Consider the following 18,055-nt stretch of genomic DNA (forward strand, 5'->3'; position numbering starts at 1 on the left):
GAGTCGATGCCGAGGTCGGCTTCGACGTCCATGGTCAGGTCGAGCATGTTGGCGGGGTAGCCGGTCTTCTGTGCCACCACGTCGAGCAGGGCGGCCTTGACGTCGTCCGTGGAGGCGGAGGCCGTGGCCGGTGCGGGCGCCGCAGGACTATTCGACGGTACCGCCGTACCGGGGCCGTTGAGCTCCAGTACGAAGCCGACGATCTCGTTCAGCGTGCGGAGTTCGGCGAGTTGTTCGGGGCCGACGGGGGTGGGGCTGGGGAAGCGTTCCTGGAGGACGCCCATGATCTCGACGCGCTTGATGGAGTCGATGCCCAGGTCCGCCTCGACGTCCATGTCGAGGTCCAGCGTCTCCGCCGGGTAGCCGGTCTTCTCGGAGACCACGCCCAGCAGTGCGGCGGCGATGGCCTCGCTGTCGACGGCCCGAACGGCGACCGGTGCCGCCACGGGCTGCGGACGGCCGTTCATGAGGCCGCCCAGGCTCAGCACGAAGTCCACGATCTCGCTGAGCGTGCGGAGTTCGGCGAGTTGTTCGGGGCCGACGGGGGTGGGGCTGGGGAAGCGTTCCTGGAGGACGCCCATGATCTCGACGCGCTTGATGGAGTCGATGCCCAAGTCCGCCTCCACGTCCATCTCGAGGTCCAGCATGTCCGCGGGGTAGCCCGTCTTCTGGGACACGATGTCGAGCAGCGCCGCCTCGACGTCGCCGGCCGAAGCGCCGGTGGCCGCCGGCGTCGGCTCCTCGGGCACGGTCGGCGGCTCCAGGGCCGCGGGCGCCGGGGCGGGCGCAGACGGCGGAAGCGCGGCCGGGGCAGGCGCTGCCAGCAGGGGGGCCGGAGGCTCGGGAGCGAGTACGGGAGCCGGCTCCACGACGGGAGCGGACGCCACCGGGGCCGCCGCACCCAGCTCCAGGGCCGCCATGTCCCGCAGGATCTCGTTGGCCCGCGTGTGTGCGCGCCCGATCGCCAGCCCGTGCTCCTTGACGGAGGCGACACCCGGCAGCACCGCGTCGAGCCGGCCCTGCTCGTCGGCCCGCTCCAGCAGGCCCATCATGCGCTGCGCGCTGGTGAGCTGGCCGGTGAGGTAGTCGTCGTGCAGCGCCAGGTGGTCGGCGATCAGGCTGGTGAGCCGGTCGTCGGCCGACGGGGCGGGGGCCAGGGGTTCGTCTTCCATGAACTCGCTCTCCAGGACGTCCAGTTGGGCGGACGGCGCCGCCGCCACGAGAGGCGGCGCGGCGGTGGGCGTCTCGGCTGCGCCGGGATGCGGGGACAGGGGCGCCGCGGCGGGCACCGGGGTCGGCTGAGGAGCCGCCACGGGCTGCTGCGGCGCGGGGGCGGCCGGGAGGGAGACGCGGTAGCCGTTCTCCACGGCATCCCGGTACGCGGCCCTACGGGCCTCGGGCACATGGTTGATGCCGTTCAGCGGTACGGTCATGCCCTTGGCCGGCTCGGTGGGTGCGGCCTCCGCCACGTAGCGGTCCTCGGTGGCCAACGGCAGTCCCAGTACGGCCAGTTGGGCGAGGGCCCGCTTGAGCGTCTGCTCGGCGTCCCCCTTGTCACCCGGGTCCAGCTGCACGGCGAAGTGCTCGCGCTCACCGAGGATGCGGCGCACCAGCTGGGTCAGCACACCCTTGGGGCCGAACTCGACGAAGGTGCGGAAGCCCGCCGCGTACATCTCCTCCACGCGATCGGCGAACTCCACCGGATTGACCAGCTGGTCGACCAGTGTGCGCCGGTTGGCCTCGACGTCCGGACCGTACGAGGCGCCGGGAGAGTTGGCGTACACGGGGCGGCGCGGCTCGCCGATCTCGGCCTGTGCCACCCGCTGCCCGAACGCCTCCACGGCGTGTGCGACGAAGGGTGTGTGGAACGCGGCCGACACCGGCAGCCGCAGCGCCCGGATTCCGGCCGCGCCCGCGGCCTCCACCAGCCGTTCCACCGCTTCGGTGGCACCGCCCACCACGATCTGGTCGGCCGCGTTGCGGTTGCAGACGGTCAGCTCCGGGTGCTCACTGAGGAGTTGCCGGACCTGGTCCTCGGGTGCGGACACCGCGGCCATCGCCCCGGGGTCGAAGTCCGGGTCGGCGGGCGGGGCCATCGCGGCGCCCCGGGCGCGGGCCAGCGCGAAGAACGTGTCGTCGTCGACAGCCTCCGCCGCCCACAGGGCCGCCAGCTCGCCGAAGCTGTGCCCGAGGAACCCGTCGGCGACGAAGCCGAGTTCGCTCAGATAGCGGTAGTGACCGGCTGCCAGCGCGCCGATCGCGGGCTGTGCGTACTCGGTGCGGCGCAGTTCGCTCTCCTGAGCCGCACGGGTCACCTCGTCGAAGGCCGGCGGCGGGAAGGCGACCCGGGACAGCGGCCGCTCGTGCTCGCCGAAGGCCGCGCCCGCCTGGTCGAAGGCCGCCCGCAGTGGGGGCAGCGCGAGCACCGCCGTGCGACCGGGCTCGACGTACTGGCTGCCCTGTCCGGCGAAGAGCGCGGCCACCTTTCCGGTGGGGGCGGCACTCGCGCGGAAGTAGATGCCCTTGGGGTGCGACCAGGCCTCGGCGGCCGGTTTGGCCCGCAGCTCGGCCGCCGCCAGGGCGCGCAGTTCGGCGAGCTCGGCGTCGTCGCGGGCGACCAGCGCGAGCCGGGGGTGGCCGGCCGGGGCGGGGTCGGTGCGCGGCTCCGCTCCCTCGGCGACGGCCCGTACCAGCCCGTTCATGTCAGGTTCATGCCATACGTGAACGCGGCTCACCGGGAACAGGACCCGCAGGTCGTCGCCGTCGCCGTGCTCCTCAAGGACCACATGGAAGTTGGTGCCGCCGAAGCCGAACGACGAGACGCCTGCCCGCCGCCTGGGACGGCTCGGGTCGAGGACCCAGGGGCGGGTGCGGGTGCCTACGTAGAACGGGCTCTCGGGCCAGTCGACGGCCGGGTTGGGCCGCTCCACGTTGATGGTGGGCGGCAGCAGCCGATGGTGCAGCGCGAGCGCCAGCTTGATCATCCCGGCCGCGCCCGCCGCCGCCTTGGTGTGGCCGATCTGCGACTTCACACTGCCGACCGCCGCGAACTGCCGCTCCTCGGTGAACTCGGAGACCACCGCGGCCAGCGCCGACAGCTCGGTCGCCTCGCCGACCGCCGTCCCGGTGCCGTGCGCCTCGAAGAGCTCGACGGAGGCCGGGGAGCAGTCGGCGTCCTCGTACGCCCGCCGCAGGGCCGTCATCTGCCCCTCCTTGCGCGGGGCGTAGATGGACTTGAAGCGGCCGTCGCTGGAGGAGCCGATGCCCCGGATCACCGCGTAGACACGGTTGCCGTCCCGCTCGGCGTCGGACAGCCGGCGCAGGGCCAGCATGCCGATGCCCTCGCCGATGAGGGTGCCGTCCGCGTCCGCGTCGAAGGGGCGGATGCTGCCCGTCTTGGAGAAGGCAGGCGTCTTGCTGAAGCACAGGTACATGAAGATGGTGTTCTCGGCGTCGCAGCCGCCCACCAGCATCGTGTCCGAGCGCCGTTCCAGCAGGTCGCTGATGGCCGACTTGACCGCGCCGAGCGAACTGGCGCAGGCCGCGTCGATCGTCATGTTGGTGCCGCCCAGGTCGAGGCGGTTGGCGATGCGGCCCGCGACGACGTTGCCGAGCATGCCGGGGAAGGAGTTCTCCTCCCAGGGCGCGTACGCCAGCTTGAACTTCTCGGCGATCTCCTCCGCGTCCCGCTCGCTCAGCCCGCAGGAGCGCACGACCTCCTTGAGGACCGGCGTCTGCAGCCGGGCGGTCAGCGGCTGGGTGAGCTGGTTGGCGCCGGTCACCCCGAGGACCACGCCGGTGCGGGAGGCGTCGTACCAGTCCTGGTCGGCGCCCGCGTCCTTGAGCAGGTCGCGTGCCACGACGAGGCTGAGCAGCTGGAGCACGTCGGTGACTTCGAGGGTGTTGGGCGGCAGCCCGAACTCCAGCGGGTTGAAGTCGACGGTCGGAATGAACCCGCCGCGCCTGGCGTACGTCTTGTCGGGTGCGGAGGGGTCGGGGTCGTAGTGCTCCGACAGGTCCCAGTGGGTGGCTGGGACGTCCTCGATGCAGTCCGCGGCCGAGACGACGTTGGTCCAGAACTCCCGCAGATCACGCGACTTGGGATACAGGGCGGACAGGCCGACGATCGCGATCGGATCCCGGGCGAGCCGGCGGTCGAGGTCGGAAGGATGTGAAGCGTTCACGGAGAGGCTCTCTTCGTCGTACGGCGGGCCCTGGAGCGGCCCGGGTCGGGTCGGTGGCCCTTCGGATGACGCACGTGTACACGTGTATGTGGGCAGGGCAGAGCGACGCGCGCACGCGTGGACGGGGAAACGCGGTGGGGATCAGGCGAGGGTGAGCAGGGGAGCGAGAACGCGGAGCGCGTCCGGGCGGTCGAGCATCGTGTAGTGATCGCCCGGAGCGGTGTGCGTGGTGAGGCCGTGCGGGGCGAGCGACTGCCAGCCGAGCGTCGGGTCGCCCGGGATCAGGCTGCGCTCGGCCTTGACCAGGGTGAGGGGCAGGGGTGCGGGAGCCGGACGGTGGGGAGCCGTCAGGCGGTTGTTGCGCAACAGCCCGTCGACGTACGTGTCGTAGAGCTTGCGCAGTCCGGGCAGCGGAGTGTCCGGCAGGAGGGCACCGGCGGCGACGCCCTCGTCGAGGACGACGGTGAGCCCCTCGTCGACGCCGAGTCCGGCCAGCCGTCCGGCGGGGACCGGGACCGGGCAGCCGCGTTTGGCCCCGAGGTACATGGCGAACCAGCCGAGGAGCAGGTCGGGTTCGAGCGCGTCGTCGGGCTGCTGGTACTCCTCGGTCGGCGCGATGCTGTCCAACAGGACCAGCCGATCCGGTAGTCGGCCCGCGGGCAGTTGCCCGGTCATGGCCAGGGCGAGCACACCGCCGAAGGACCAGCCGGCGAGCGTGTACGGCTCCTGGGGCGGCTCGATCGCGCTCAGCAGTACGGCGGACAGGTCCTCCACGGTGGTGGCGGCCCGGCCTCCGGTGAGCGCCGCCTCCGCGTACTCGGGCACCGAGCCCAGGTCGAGCACGGTCAGCCCGGCGCCGGCCGGCAGCGTGTCGGCCAGGCCCTGGTACACGGAGGCCGCGAGGGCGCCGGGGTGGACGAGGTACACGGTCCGCCCGCCGGGGGCCGCGGCCCGCAGGACCCGGGCCACCGGCGGCCTCACGTCACGCGGTCGCCGCACGCTGCCCGCTCTCCTCGGCGAGATAGGCGGCCAGGTCCTTCACCGTCGGGTGGTACCAGAGGGTGGTGGTGCTGAGCTCGAAGCCGAGCCAGTTCTCCAACTCGCCGGCCAGGATGAGGGCTTCGGTCGAGTCGAGGTCCAGTTCGTCGAAGTAGACCTCGCGCGAGACCTCGCCGGTGGCCACGCCCAGACGGTGGGCGATCTTCTCGATGAGCCAGGTCTCCGCCTCGGCGGCGGTCACTGCGGGCATGATGGGTCGTCCTTTCCTGAGTCGCTCCCGGGCGCACGGGTGTGCCCAGGAGCGAGCGGTCGGATAAGGGCATACGTCGGCCTCGACGGTGGCGCCCAGGGTGATGACACGTGTATTGGCGCAGGGTTTCGCGGGACGCCGGCAGGGGAAAAGGGGACGATCTGGCGCGCCGGAATCGAAAACGCGGTAAGCAGTAAGGGGAAGTGGAGCCGTTTTCTGCGAAACGCCGCCGCGCTGCGGCGAAAGACAACGTGTCAGTAATGCGTGGTCTGGTCCATTCGGTGTTCGGTTGGGTCAAGACTTGCGGGCCCGCAAGCCTGCGATGCCTTTGGTTGGTCGCCCGAAGCACGCAGGTCACAGTCTTGCCAGGTTCTGGAATCTTTAACAACAGGCCTTCCGGTCAGTGGAAAGAAATCCACGTTTACGGGCGTGGACGACTCGCGGTCCAGAGTAACGAGCGGGTTAAAGGTGCTCGCGGAAGACGGGTTACTACTGGTTACCCGTCTTCGCCTCACGCCGGAAGGCACCCGGTGTCATCCGCACGCGGCGGACGAAGAACTTGCCGAAGTTGGTGACTTCGGAGAATCCGAGCCGGCGGGCGATGGCCGTGATGGGCAGATCCGTGTGGGCCAGCAGGCGCCGTGCCTCCAGCGCGACCCTGGCGTCGATCACGTCCTTGGCGGAGGTGCCGGCGACGGTCCGGCAGGCCCGGGTGAGAGCGCGGGTACTGCAGTTGAGGGCGGTGGCGTAGTCCTCCACCAGCCGGGTGTCGGGGTAGTGCCGGTCCAGTTCGCGGCGGAAGCGGAGGAAGAGCTCGCTCTGCTCGGTGCTGAGGGTGCTGGCTTCCACCTCGTGGTGGCGGCTTCGGCAGAGCTGGTCGATGTGGAGCAGCACCACGGCCAGCAGGTGCTTGAGCAGTTCTTCGCCGAGCCCTTGGTCGGGCCGCTCGAACTCCTCCTTCAAGACGCTCAGGACCCGCTGGAACGCGGACAGTTCGGTGTCGCACAGCTGCCAGTGCGAGGGGCGCAGGACATCGTCGAGCATGCCCATGTGGACACTCATCTTGAGCGGGAACGCCTCGGTGAACATGATGATGTCCGCGTCCATGCCGGACTCCGGGCAGGACTGGATCACCTGGTTGGGCCGGGTCCACAGCAGCGTGCCGGCCTGGCACTCCACCGACGTGGAGTCGATCTCGAACGTTCCCCTCCCCGTGGTGACCAGCATGATCTGGTGGAAGTCGAGCCGGTGGGGAGAGGCGAGGAAGTCCGCGCCGCCCATGGCATGCAGCTCGTCCAGGCTCGCCACGGCGATGTCGAGGCCGGGGCGGCAGACGGGTCTGTACGGCACCACAGGGATCGGTAACGATACGAAATCGACCATGAGCGTTCCGGAATCAACCTTTCAGATTCAACTATCGGCTTGAAATGATAGAGGTGGTCGCCCGACAGACGTAATCCCTGCTCAGCACGTGTCAATGCCGCTCTCTGAAGTGCACGCGAAGGGACTCTGAACGGGATGACCACCCCCCACTCCGCCGGTCCGGAGCGTTCCGTCGTCGACCGGACGCTCAGCATCCTCGGTGCCTTCGACCGGAACAACCCGACGCTGACACTCAGCGACATCAGCCGGCGCGCCGGACTCCCCCTGGCCACCGTGCACCGCCTCGTCAGCAAGCTCCACTCCTGGGGAGCCCTGGAGCGGTGCGCCGACGGCCTGTACAGCATCGGACTGCGCCTGTGGGAGACGGCCATCCTCGCACCGCGCTCCTCCGCACTGGTCGAGGCGGCGCAGCCGCATCTGATCGCCCTGCACGGGCAGACCTCGGGCGCCGCGGTGCTCGCCATCCGGGACGGCGCCGAAAGCGTGTGCCTGTCCTTCGTCTCGGACGACCCCGAATTCCCCAACCGCTACAGCCCCCAGGGCTGTCGCGTTCCCCTGCACACCACCTCCGTCGGCCTGGCGCTGCTCGCCCACGCCGAGCAACGCCTTCAGGACGAGGTCTGCCGTGGCCCCTTGCGTTCCTACACCCCGCGCACCCTGACCGACGGCGCCGCACTGAAGCGTCTCCTGGACAGGATCAGACGTGAGGGGCACGCAGCCGCCTACGGCATGCTGGCCGAGGAGCGGGGCGGGGTCGCCGTCCCCGTCCGGGACGCCCGCGGTGTCGTGGTCGCGGCCGTGGCGGTCGTGGGCCCCCCTGACCTGGTCCGGCCGGCCCGGGTCGCCCACCACGTCCACGTCGCGGGCAATGCCATCTCGCAGGGCCTGCGGGCGATGCGGTCGGGTGAGGCGGAGATCGGGGCATGAGGCGCGGTCGAACGAGCACCTGACGGCACCAGGGTGGGTGACGGTGCGTCAACTCGTCGGCGTCGGCGGCGCTCAGCCCTTCACCCCGTCGGCGGCCGGGCCGGCCGGCACCCGCGACGAAACCGCCCCGGCAGGCGGGATGCCTGCCGGGGCGGGGAACCTCACGGGCCCGTCGGACCCGGGCGTCAGCTCAGGGACGCCAGCGCCGCGTTCCACGTGGCCGACGGGCGCATGACCGCGGCGGCCTTCGCCGGGTCCGGCTGGTAGTAGCCGCCGATGTCGGCCGGCTTGCCCTGGACGGCGAGCAGCTCGTCGACGATCTTCTGCTCATTGGCGGTGAGCGTCTCGGCCAGCGGGGCGAAGGCCTTCGCCAGGTCCGCGTCCTCGGTCTGCGCGGCCAGCTCCTGCGCCCAGTACAGGGACAGGTAGAAGTGGCTGCCGCGGTTGTCGATGCCGCCGACGCGACGGGTCGGGGACTTGTCCTCGTTGAGGAAGGTCGCCGTGGCGCGGTCGAGGGTGTCGGCCAGGACCTTGGCGCGGGTGTTGCCGGTGGCCGTGGCGTACTGCTCCAGGGACGGCACCAGCGCGAAGAACTCGCCCAGCGAGTCCCAGCGCAGGTAGTTCTCCTTGACCAGCTGCTGGACGTGCTTCGGGGCAGAACCGCCGGCGCCCGTCTCGAACAGACCGCCGCCCGCCATCAGCGGAACGACCGACAGCATCTTGGCGCTGGTGCCCAGCTCCAGGATGGGGAAGAGGTCGGTGAGGTAGTCACGCAGCACGTTGCCGGTCACCGAGATGGTGTTCTCGCCGCGGCGGATGCGCTCGATCGACAGCTTGGTCGCCTCGACCGGGGCGAGAATCCGGATGTCCAGGCCCTCGGTGTCGTGCTCCGGCAGGTACTGCTTGACCTTCTCGATGATCACGGCGTCGTGGCCGCGGGTCTCGTCCAGCCAGAACACCGCCGGGTCGCCGGTGGCGCGGGCGCGGGTGACGGCCAGCTTCACCCAGTCGCGGATCGGGGCGTCCTTGGTCTGGCAGGCGCGGAAGATGTCGCCGGGGGCGACCGGCTGCTCCAGGACGACGTTGCCGCCCTGGTCGACCAGACGGACCGTGCCGGCCTTCTTGATCTCGAAGGTCTTGTCGTGGGAGCCGTACTCCTCGGCCTTCTGCGCCATCAGGCCGACGTTCGGGACCGAGCCCATGGTGGCGGGGTCGTAGGCGCCGTTGGCACGGCAGTCGTCGATCACGGCCTGGTAGACGCCGGAGTAGGAGGAGTCCGGCAGGACCGCGAGGGTGTCGGCCTCCTGGCCGTCCGGGCCCCACATGTGGCCGGAGGTGCGGATCATGGCCGGCATCGAGGCGTCGACGATCACGTCGGACGGCACGTGCAGGTTGGTGATGCCCTTGTCGGAGTCGACCATCGCAAGGGCCGGGCCCTCGGCGAGCTCGGCGTCGAAGGAGGCCTTGATCTCGGCGCCCTCCGGCAGGGACTCCAGGCCCTTGTAGATGCCGCCCAGGCCGTCGTTCGGGGACAGGCCGGCCGCGGCGAGGGTCTCGCCGTACTTCGCGAAGGTCTTCGGGAAGAAGGCGCGCACCACATGACCGAAGACGATCGGGTCGGAGACCTTCATCATCGTGGCCTTGAGGTGCACGGAGAACAGCACGCCCTCGGCCTTGGCGCGGGCGACCTGCGCGGCCAGGAACTCGTTGAGCGCGGTGGCGCGCATCACGGAGGCGTCGACGACCTCGCCCGCGAGCACCGGTACCGACTCGCGCAGCACCGTGGTGGTGCCGTCCTCGCCGAGCAGCTCGATGCGCAGCGCACCGGCCTCGGAGATCACCGTGGACTTCTCGGTGGAGCGGAAGTCGTTCTCGCCCATGGTCGCCACGTTGGTCTTGGACTCCGAGGACCAGGCGCCCATGCGGTGCGGGTGGGTCTTGGCGTAGTTCTTGACCGAGGCGGGGGCGCGGCGGTCGGAGTTGCCCTCACGCAGCACCGGGTTCACGGCGGAGCCCTTGACCTTGTCGTAGCGGGCCTGGATCTCCCGCTCCTCGTCGGTCTTGGGGTCGTCCGGGTAGTTCGGCAGCGCGTAGCCCTGGCCCTGCAGCTCGGCGATCGCGGCCTTCAGCTGCGGGATCGAGGCCGAGATGTTCGGCAGCTTGATGATGTTGGCCTCGGGCGTCTTGGCCAGCTCGCCCAGCTCGTGGAGGGCGTCCGGGATCCGCTGGTCCTCGGTCAGGTACTCCGGGAACAGGGCGATGATGCGCCCGGCCAGCGAGATGTCACGGGTCTCCACAGCGACACCCGCCTGCGAGGCGTACGCCTGGACCACCGGCAGGAAGGAATACGTCGCCAGGGCCGGGGCCTCGTCAGTGTGCGTATAGAAGATGGTCGAGTCAGTCACCGGGTGCTCCGCTCCACGTCTGCAACATTGCTCGACATCAAGATATCTCCTGATCGAGGTCGGCTCGACAGGGGTCCGGCCACACGTCCCACACTCCGGAACCCGATCCGCGCTCCCGCCGTGCAACCAAAGCGGCCGATCCCGGGTCCTGGAAGGAGATCGTGCATCTGATCGTCGACGGCCGGAGCTGACCACCCGGCCGCCAGAGTGAAAGCTGACCATGAGATATCGCAGCAGAGTGACGGCCCCCGCGGCCGCCCTGATCGGCACGGCCGCGGCACTGACCGTGGGGGGTACGGCGTCCGCGGCGCCGAAAGCCGAGGCCAGGCCGAAGGACGACGGCACCCCTGGCCCCGAGACCCTCGGCGACTCCGTCTTCCCGACCCTCGGCAACGACGGCTACCGCGTCCGGACCTACCACCTCGACCTCTCCTACGACCCGGCGACCAAGCTGGTCGACGCCACCGCCACCCTGAGGATCAGCACCACCCAGGCGCTGACCCGCTTCTCGCTGGACGCCCTCGGCCTGGACATACGCTCCGTCCGCGTCGGCGGCCGCACCGCCGCCTTCGAGCAGGCGGACGAGAAGCTGCGGATCACGCCCGCCCGACCGCTGCCCGAGGGGGCCCGGACGACGGTGTGCATCGAGTACGGCGCGGACCCGAGCCGCACCCTCGCGCACACCGCCTGGGTCGTCACCCCGGACGGCTTCGCGATCTGCCCGCAGCCGAACTCGGCGCACACCGTCTTCCCCTGCAACGACCACCCGTCGGACAAGGCGGACTTCACCTTCCGCGTCACCGTCCCGGCCGGCCTGCGAGGCGTCGCGAACGGCCTGCTCACCGGCACCGAGACCCTCACCGACGGCCGCACGGCGTACTCGTACCGCTCCCGCGAGCCGATGGCCACCGAGCTGGTGCAGATCACGGTCGGGGACTACGTGGTCAAGGACCGGCAGGGCCCGCACGGGCTCCCACTGCGCGATGTCGTGCCCACCGCGCGGGCCGCCGCCCTGGAACCGGCGCTGGCGCTCACCCCCGGGCTGGTCGACTGGCTGGAGCAGCGGCTCGGGGCGTTCCCCTTCGAGACGTACGGGCTGCTGCCGTGCAACTCCGACGCCCCGAACGCCTTCGACTTCACGGGCCTGGAGACCCAGACCCTCACCCTGTACAAGCCGAACTTCCTGCTCCAGGAGGAGAAGAAGATCGGCTCGCACATGATGCACGAGCTGGTCCACTCCTGGTTCGGCAACCTCGTCAGCCCCGCCAACTGGGCCGACCTGTGGCTCAACGAGGGCCACGCGGACTACTACGGACTGCTGTACCGCTATGAGCGCGGCTGGACCGACTCGCTCGGCTACAGCACCTTCGAGGACCGTATGAAGTACACCTACGGCGTCGGCGACCAGTGGCGCCACGACTCGGGGCCGGTCGCGGCCCCGAACGCGGTGAACCTCTTCGACAGCCAGCGCTACACCGGCGGCGTCCTCGTCCTGTACGCACTGCGCCAGGTCGTCGGCGAGGACGTCTTCCACGCCATCGAGCGGTGCTTCCTGGACCGGTACCGCAACTCCGCGGCGACGACGGAGGACTACATCGCCGTCGCCTCGGAGGTCTCCGGGCAGGACCTGTCCGGCTTCCTCAAGGACTGGCTCTACGGCACGAAGACGCCGCGGATGCCCGGCCACCCGGACTGGACGGTCAAGCCGGTGAGCTCGGCGCTCGCCTCACCGCACAGCCGCAGGGGCGGGCACTGGCACGAGAACTCCGCGACGCTCTGACCCTGTTGCCCCTTCAGGGCCCTCAGTCGAGGCGGGCGGCGGACACGTCGCCCGCCTCGACGGCCGTCCCCTGCGGGCCGCGCTGCTGCGGGATGCTGACCGAACCCTGCTGCAGCGCCACCGTCCGCGCGGGCGCCGGGATGCGGATGCCCTCCTCGCGGTAGCGCTTGTGCAGCGCCTTGATGAACTCGTGCTTGATGCGGAACTGGTCGCTGAACTCGCCGACACCCAGGATGACGGTGAAGCCGATCCGGGAGTCGCCGAAGGTGTGGAAGCGGATCGCCGGTTCGTGGTCCGGGACCGCTCCGTCGACCCCGGTCATCACCTCGGCGATGACGTCCATGGTCACGCGCTCGACATGCTCCAGGTCGCTGTCGTAGGCGACACCGACCTGGACGAGGATCGTCAACTTCTGCTCGGGGCGCATGAAGTTGGTCATGTTCGCCTTCGCCAGCTCCCCGTTGGGGATGACGACCAGGTTGTTGGAGAGCGCGCGCACGGTCGTCTGACGCCAGTTGATGTCCTCGACGTAGCCCTCCTCGCCGCTGCTCAGCCGGATGTAGTCACCGGGCTGCACGGTCTTCGAGGCGAGAATGTGGATGCCCGCGAAGAGGTTGGCGAGGGTGTCCTGCAACGCGAGCGCGACGGCCAGGCCGCCCACGCCCAGGGCGGTGAGCATCGGGGCGATCGAGATGCCCAGCGTCTGCAGCACCACCAGGAAGCCGATCGCCAGAACCAGCACCCGGGTGATGTTCACGAAGATGGTGGCCGAGCCTGCGACCCCGGACCGTGACGTGGTGACCGCCCGCACCAGACCGGCGATCACCCGGGCCGCCGTCACCGTGACGACGAAGATGAGCACCACCGTCAGCATCTGGTTGACGTGGTTCTGGACCGTCCTGGTCAGCGGCAGCGCCGCTCCCGCGGAGGCCGCGCCGCCCACGATCGCCGCCCAGGGCACCACCGTGCGCAGCGCGTCGACGATGACGTCGTCGCCGCTCCAGCGGGTGCGGTCGGCGTGCTTGCCCAGCCAGCGCAGCAGCATGCGCAGCAGGAACGCGGCCAACAGGCCCGCCGCCAGCGCGACTGAGGCAATGACCAGGTCGTCCACGGTGAGCGCTCGGTTCACCGGCTACCTCCAAGTTCGGGATGTGCAGCCGCTCATCCTGCCCTATTCCGCACAGGAGTTCGCACTGGCGGCCGGCGGGACGGTGCGGTTTCGGACGCCGCCCGGCATCAAGGGCCGGGCGCTCAAGGTCTCCGTCACACGTCGGTGAACGACCCGCCCCGCCCGGCCCCCGCAGCGAACCGTGCCGCCCCCTCCAGACCCTCCGCCAACACGCCCATCCCGTAACGGAGTTCGCCCCGCATGGCCGCAGGCTCGTCCAGCCCGTCCTGCTCCAGCACCGAAGCCCGGTCGCCCCGCAGACAGGCCTGCGGGAAGCGGGCGATCTCGGCGGCCAGTGCCTCCGCCTCGGTGCGGGCCGTCCCGGTGGGGACGAGCCGGTTGGCGAGGCCCATCTCGTAGGCCTCCCGTGCCGGTACCGCCCGCCCGGTGAGGATCATGTCCAGTGCGCGGCTCTGCCCGATCAGCCGGGGCAGCCGTACCGTGCCGCCGTCGATCAGCGGGACGCCCCAGCGGCGGCAGAACACGCCGAAGACGGCGTCCTCCTCGGCGACCCGCAGATCGCACCAGAGGGCCAGCTCGAGGCCGCCGGCCACGGCGTGCCCCGCGACGGCGGCGATCACCGGCTTGGACAGCCGGAGCCGCGTCGGCCCCATCGGGCCGTCGCCGTCCTCCGCGACCCGGTTGCCGCGGTCGGTGCCGAGCGCCTTGAGGTCGGCGCCCGCGCAGAACGTGCCGCCCTCGCCCCACAGCACCGCCACCCGTGCCTCGTCGTCCGCCTCGAACTCCCGGAAGGCGGCGACGAGTTCGACGGCCGTCGGACCGTCCACCGCGTTGCGGACCTCGGGGCGGGAGAGGACGACCGTGGTGACGTGTCCCTGGCGTTCGATACGGACGGCCATGCTGGGCCCCTTTCTCCGACAGTACCGGTGCGGGCGGCGACCGTCGGGGCGATCGTTGAACGGCTGTGCGAGGCTGGATCACCGTACAGAGGGAGTGTTCCTGATGGCAGCTGCACATGCGGGCGCGCCGCCGGTCGCCGTCGTGACCGGCGCCAACCGCGGTATCGGATTCGAGGTCGTACGCCAGCTCGCCGGCCGCGGACACCACGTGGTGCTCGGCTCGCGCGACCTCGGCAAGGGCCGCTCCGCCGCCGCGCGCATCGACCCGGGCGGCGAGCGGGTGAGCGCGGTGCGGCTCGATGTCTCCGACGCGGAGAGCGTGGCCGCCATGGCGGAGTGGGTGAGCGGGAACCTGGGGCGCGTGGACGTGGTCGTCAACAATGCGGCGATCCTGTACGACACCTGGGCGCAGGCCCGTTCGGCGGACCTCGACGAGGTGCAACGGGCTCTGGACACCAATCTGTTCGGCGCCTGGCGGGTCACCCAGGCGCTGCTTCCGCTGCTGCGGCGCAGCCCGCATCCGCGGGTGGTCATGGTCAGCAGCGAGGGCGGTTCGCTGCAGTCGATGAGCGGCGGCACCCCTGCCTACAGCGTCTCCAAGGCCGCGCTCAACGCCCTGACCTGCCTGCTGGCCGGTGAGTTGCGCCGACAGCGCATCCTCGTCAACGCGATCTGTCCCGGCTGGGTGGCCACCGACATGGGCGGCCACGGCGGGCGTCCCGTCGCCGAAGGAGCCGCCGGGATCGTGTGGGCGGCCACGCTGCCCGACAACGGGCCGACCGGGGGGTTCTTCCGGGACGGCAAACCGATTCCCTGGTGAGGTCGGGGAGCCGGTTCAGATCACCTTGAGGCGGACCAGTGCGCCCAGCGTCAGTGCGCCCGGCAGCAGCGGCAGCCACACCGTGATGATCCGGTAGGCGAGCACGACCGCGGTCGCGACGGCCACCGGGCCGCCCGCCGCCACCAGCGCCACGACCAGCGCCGCCTCCACCGAGCCGAGTCCGCCCGGTGTCGGCACCAGCGCGACGGCGACCGTCGCCGCCAGGTACGCGACCGCCATGTGCACGGGCGGCACCGGCAGCCCCAGCGACAGACCGACCAGCACCAGCCCTGCCGCCTGCAGCGCGGGGAAGGCGAGCGAACCGCCCCACAGAGCAAGGGCGCGGGACGGCCGGGTGTGCACCGAGCGCAGCTCGCACAGCGCCGTGCGCAGGAAGGACACGACGGCCGTGCGCAGCCGTCGTACGAGAACCAGGGCGGCCGAAGCCACGACCACGGCCGCGGCGACGGCGAGCAGCAGCGGCCCCACCGCGCCGTCGGGCAGCAGCGTGCCGAAGTGCAGCGCGCCCGGGAAGGCGAGCAGCAGCCCGGCCAGCAGGCTCAGCCGGGCGACCGTCTCCGCCAGCAGGTACAGGGCGAGCGCGGCCGAGGAGCGGGCGAGCGGGATGCCGCACACGGTCATGAACCGCAGATTCACCGCGCCCGCGCCGAGGCCGGTCGGCAGCAGGTGGTTGGCCGAGCCCGCCGCGAACTGGGTGGCGAGCAGCCGCCGCCTGGGCAGCCGGTCGACGACCGCGCCCTGCCGGGTGAAGGCGGCCGCCACCCAGGTCAGGCAGGTGGCGCCGGCCGCTGCCAGCAGCCAGGGCCACTCGGCGGCCCGCAGATGACCGAAGCCCTCGACGAGCACGGAGCGGTGCTGCACGGCCACGACGGACACGAGCAGCAGCGGCAGCAGGCACAGGATCTGCCGGAGCACGCGGGCCGGGACGCGCCGGGGGAGTCGCCCCGGGGGGAGCCCTTGGGGAAGGTGTACCGCAGTCACATCCGGAGAGGGTTTCCACGCCGTGCCAACGGCGGGTTGCGGAAGCGGGGACAGCGGCTGAAGCGGGGACAGCGGCTTGCGTACGGTCATCGGGTCCTTCGCGGGGGGCGTCAGGAAAACATTGACCTCAACGTTGCTCGAGGTTCTACGGTCTCTCTCATGAGCATGGAGACCACCGCCTGGATGCAGTTGCACAGTGTCATGAACGCCGAGCAGGAGCGGCGCCCCCTGGCGCGCGCCACGCTGCGTCGCATCGCCGCGTTCGCCCGCCCGCACCGCGCCCGCATGGCGCAGTTCGTGCTGCTCGGGGTGGTGACCGCGCTGCTCGCCGTCGCGACGCCCGTACTGGCCGGGCGTGTCGTGAACGCGATCGTGTCGGGGCGCGACGAGGGCACGGTGGTACGCCTGGCCCTGCTCATCGCGCTCATCGCGGTCGCGGAGGCGGCTCTCGGCATCCTCGGAAGGAGGCTTTCGGCGACGCTCGGGGAGGGACTCATCCTCGATCTGCGCACGGCTGTGTTCGATCATGTGCAGCGGATGCCGGTCGCGTTCTTCACACGCACACGTACGGGAGCGCTGGTCTCCCGTCTCAACAACGACGTGATCGGCGCGCAGCGCGCGTTCAGCAACACCCTGTCCGGAGTGGTCAGCAATCTGGTCACCCTGCTGCTCACGCTCGCCGTCATGCTCACGCTGTCCTGGCAGATCACCCTGCTCGCGCTGGTGCTGCTGCCGGTGTTCGTGATCCCCGCCCGGCGCATGGGCAGCCGCATGGCCCGTATGCAGCGGGAGGCGGCCACCCTCAACGCGGCGATGGGCACCCGCATGACCGAGCGGTTCTCCGCCCCGGGAGCCACGCTCGTCAAGCTCTTCGGGCGGCCGGAGGAGGAGTCTGTGGAGTTCGCGGCCCGCGCCCGCCGGGTCGCGGAGATCGGCGTGCGCACCGCGACGGCCCAGTCGGTGTTCATCACCGCCCTGACTCTGGTCTCTTCGCTGGCCCTCGCCCTGGTCTACGGCCTCGGCGGCTGGTTCGCGCTGCGCGGCAGCCTGGAACCGGGCGCGGTCGTGTCGCTGGCGCTGCTGCTGACCCGTATGTACGCGCCGCTGACCGCGCTCGCCGGGGCGCGCGTCGAGGTGATGAGCGCCCTGGTCAGCTTCGAGCGGGTCTTCGAGGTGCTCGACCTCAAGCCCCTCATCGAGGAGAAACCGGACGCGCACGCCGTGCCCGGCGGCCCGGTCTCCGTCGAGTTCGACGACGTCCGCTTCGCCTACCCGTCCGCCGACAAGGTCTCCCTGGCCTCCCTGGAGGAGGTGGCGAGTCTGGACACCCGGGGCGGCGCCGAGGTCCTGCACGGCATCTCCTTCCGCGCCGAACCGGGCCAGACCGTCGCACTCGTCGGCTCCTCCGGCGCGGGCAAGTCGACGATCGCCGCACTGCTTCCGCGCCTGTACGACGTCGACGGGGGCGCGGTGCGCGTCGGCGGCAGCGACGTCCGCGATCTGACCGCCGCCTCCCTGCGCGCCACCCTCGGGATGGTCACCCAGGACGGCCACCTCTTCCACGACACGGTCCGCGCCAACCTCCTGCTGGCCGCCCCCACCGCCACCGAGGCGGACCTGTGGGACGCGCTGCGCCGCTCCCGCCTCGACGATCTCGTACGGTCCCTGCCCGACGGTCTCGACACGGTCGTCGGCGAGCGCGGCTACCGCCTCTCCGGCGGCGAACGCCAGCGCATGACCATCGCCCGGCTGCTGCTGGCCCGCCAGCGCGTGGTCATCCTCGACGAGGCCACCGCCCACCTCGACAACACCTCGGAGGCCGCCGTCCAGGAGGCCCTGGCCGAGGCGCTGGAGGGCCGCACCGCGGTCGTGATCGCCCACCGGCTGTCCACGGTGCGGGCGGCGGACGTGATCCTGGTGATCGAGGGCGGGCGGATCGTGGAACGGGGCACGCACGAGGAACTGCTGGTGGCCGGCGGGCGGTACGCGGAGCTCTACCGGACGCAGTTCGAGGAGCGGGCGGCGCAGGCGACGGGGATCGCCGGCGCCGGGGAGGCGGTGGCGTAGGAGACACGGCGACCCCCGAGGGGCATCTGCTGCCGCCCTCGGGGGTCCGCTGGTCCAAGGGACCGGCACGTCTGTCCTACGGGACCAGCGCGTCCTTCTTCCCGCCGACCCGCTCGCGGACCAGCGCGAAGCCGACCACGCCGATGGCCACCAGGGTGGACAGGACCACCTGGTCGCGTCCGCCGCCGTCGGCCGTGTCGGTGAGCATGT

General features: G+C 71.1%; 12 protein-coding genes. 4 read left to right on the forward strand and 8 right to left on the reverse strand.

Annotated features, from left to right (window positions below):
- The 4 genes from ACWC1K_RS46845 to ACWC1K_RS46860 all read right to left on the reverse strand — a co-directional run.
- Positions 1-4,184, reverse strand: a 4,184-nt coding sequence (locus tag ACWC1K_RS46845) for a beta-ketoacyl synthase N-terminal-like domain-containing protein (protein WP_450839913.1), incomplete at its 3' end; no start/stop codon positions are given.
- A gap of 141 nt (positions 4,185-4,325) precedes the next feature.
- Positions 4,326-5,183, reverse strand: coding sequence for a thioesterase domain-containing protein (locus ACWC1K_RS46850; protein WP_450839914.1), 858 nt, complete (start codon positions 5,181-5,183; stop codon positions 4,326-4,328).
- The gene (locus ACWC1K_RS46855) at positions 5,167-5,433 is read right to left on the reverse strand and encodes an acyl carrier protein (RefSeq protein ID WP_450839916.1); all 267 of its coding nucleotides are present in this window, start codon (positions 5,431-5,433) and stop codon (positions 5,167-5,169) included. The genes ACWC1K_RS46850 and ACWC1K_RS46855 overlap by 17 nt, the downstream gene beginning before the upstream one ends.
- A 489-nt stretch (positions 5,434-5,922) precedes the next feature.
- Positions 5,923-6,783: an AraC family transcriptional regulator gene (locus tag ACWC1K_RS46860; RefSeq protein ID WP_450839917.1), complete on the reverse strand. Its 861-nt coding sequence runs from the start codon at positions 6,781-6,783 to the stop codon at positions 5,923-5,925.
- Positions 6,784-6,951: 168 nt separating this feature from the next.
- On the opposite strand from ACWC1K_RS46860, the gene ACWC1K_RS46865 reads away from it, so the two are divergent.
- Complete coding sequence (locus ACWC1K_RS46865; RefSeq protein ID WP_450839919.1) at positions 6,952-7,743, forward strand: IclR family transcriptional regulator; 792 nt, start codon at positions 6,952-6,954, stop codon at positions 7,741-7,743.
- Between the two features lie 185 nt (positions 7,744-7,928).
- Here ACWC1K_RS46865 and ACWC1K_RS46870 read toward each other — a convergent pair whose 3' ends face one another.
- The gene (locus tag ACWC1K_RS46870; RefSeq protein WP_450839921.1) at positions 7,929-10,148 is read right to left on the reverse strand and encodes an NADP-dependent isocitrate dehydrogenase; all 2,220 of its coding nucleotides are present in this window, start codon (positions 10,146-10,148) and stop codon (positions 7,929-7,931) included.
- A 220-nt stretch (positions 10,149-10,368) separates the two neighbouring features.
- On the opposite strand from ACWC1K_RS46870, the gene ACWC1K_RS46875 reads away from it, so the two are divergent.
- Positions 10,369-11,928 (forward strand): M1 family metallopeptidase, encoded by a 1,560-nt coding sequence (locus ACWC1K_RS46875; RefSeq protein WP_450839922.1) that lies wholly within the window; start codon positions 10,369-10,371, stop codon positions 11,926-11,928.
- Between the two features lie 22 nt (positions 11,929-11,950).
- Here the strand turns inward: ACWC1K_RS46875 and ACWC1K_RS46880 are convergent, their stop codons facing one another.
- Positions 11,951-13,057, reverse strand: a complete 1,107-nt coding sequence (locus ACWC1K_RS46880; protein ID WP_450839924.1) for a mechanosensitive ion channel family protein — start codon at positions 13,055-13,057, stop codon at positions 11,951-11,953.
- 134 nt (positions 13,058-13,191) lie between these two features.
- Complete coding sequence (locus tag ACWC1K_RS46885; protein ID WP_450839925.1) at positions 13,192-13,956, reverse strand: crotonase/enoyl-CoA hydratase family protein; 765 nt, start codon at positions 13,954-13,956, stop codon at positions 13,192-13,194.
- A 103-nt stretch (positions 13,957-14,059) separates the two neighbouring features.
- On the opposite strand from ACWC1K_RS46885, the gene ACWC1K_RS46890 reads away from it, so the two are divergent.
- Entirely contained in the window at positions 14,060-14,776 is a 717-nt protein-coding gene (locus ACWC1K_RS46890; RefSeq protein ID WP_450839927.1) for an SDR family oxidoreductase, read from the forward strand.
- A gap of 15 nt (positions 14,777-14,791) precedes the next feature.
- On the opposite strand, the gene ACWC1K_RS46895 is transcribed toward ACWC1K_RS46890, so the two are convergent.
- The gene (locus ACWC1K_RS46895; protein WP_450839929.1) at positions 14,792-15,778 is read right to left on the reverse strand and encodes a lysylphosphatidylglycerol synthase transmembrane domain-containing protein; all 987 of its coding nucleotides are present in this window, start codon (positions 15,776-15,778) and stop codon (positions 14,792-14,794) included.
- A 165-nt stretch (positions 15,779-15,943) separates the two neighbouring features.
- Here ACWC1K_RS46895 and ACWC1K_RS46900 point away from each other — a divergent pair, with 165 nt between their 5' ends.
- Complete coding sequence (locus ACWC1K_RS46900) at positions 15,944-17,845, forward strand: ABC transporter ATP-binding protein (RefSeq protein WP_450839931.1); 1,902 nt, start codon at positions 15,944-15,946, stop codon at positions 17,843-17,845.
- Positions 17,846-18,055: the final 210 nt, after the last annotated feature.

This window comes from Streptomyces sp. NPDC001492, assembly GCF_053597275.1.

Coding starts and splice junctions, on each gene's coding strand:
- ACWC1K_RS46855 (WP_450839916.1), bottom strand. CDS start 5,433: ATGCCCGCAGTGACCGCCGCCGAGGCGGAGACCTGGCTCATCGAGAAG.
- ACWC1K_RS46865 (WP_450839919.1), top strand. CDS start 6,952: ATGACCACCCCCCACTCCGCCGGTCCGGAGCGTTCCGTCGTCGACCGG.
- ACWC1K_RS46875 (WP_450839922.1), top strand. CDS start 10,369: ATGAGATATCGCAGCAGAGTGACGGCCCCCGCGGCCGCCCTGATCGGC.
- ACWC1K_RS46885 (WP_450839925.1), bottom strand. CDS start 13,956: ATGGCCGTCCGTATCGAACGCCAGGGACACGTCACCACGGTCGTCCTC.
- ACWC1K_RS46890 (WP_450839927.1), top strand. CDS start 14,060: ATGGCAGCTGCACATGCGGGCGCGCCGCCGGTCGCCGTCGTGACCGGC.
- ACWC1K_RS46900 (WP_450839931.1), top strand. CDS start 15,944: ATGGAGACCACCGCCTGGATGCAGTTGCACAGTGTCATGAACGCCGAG.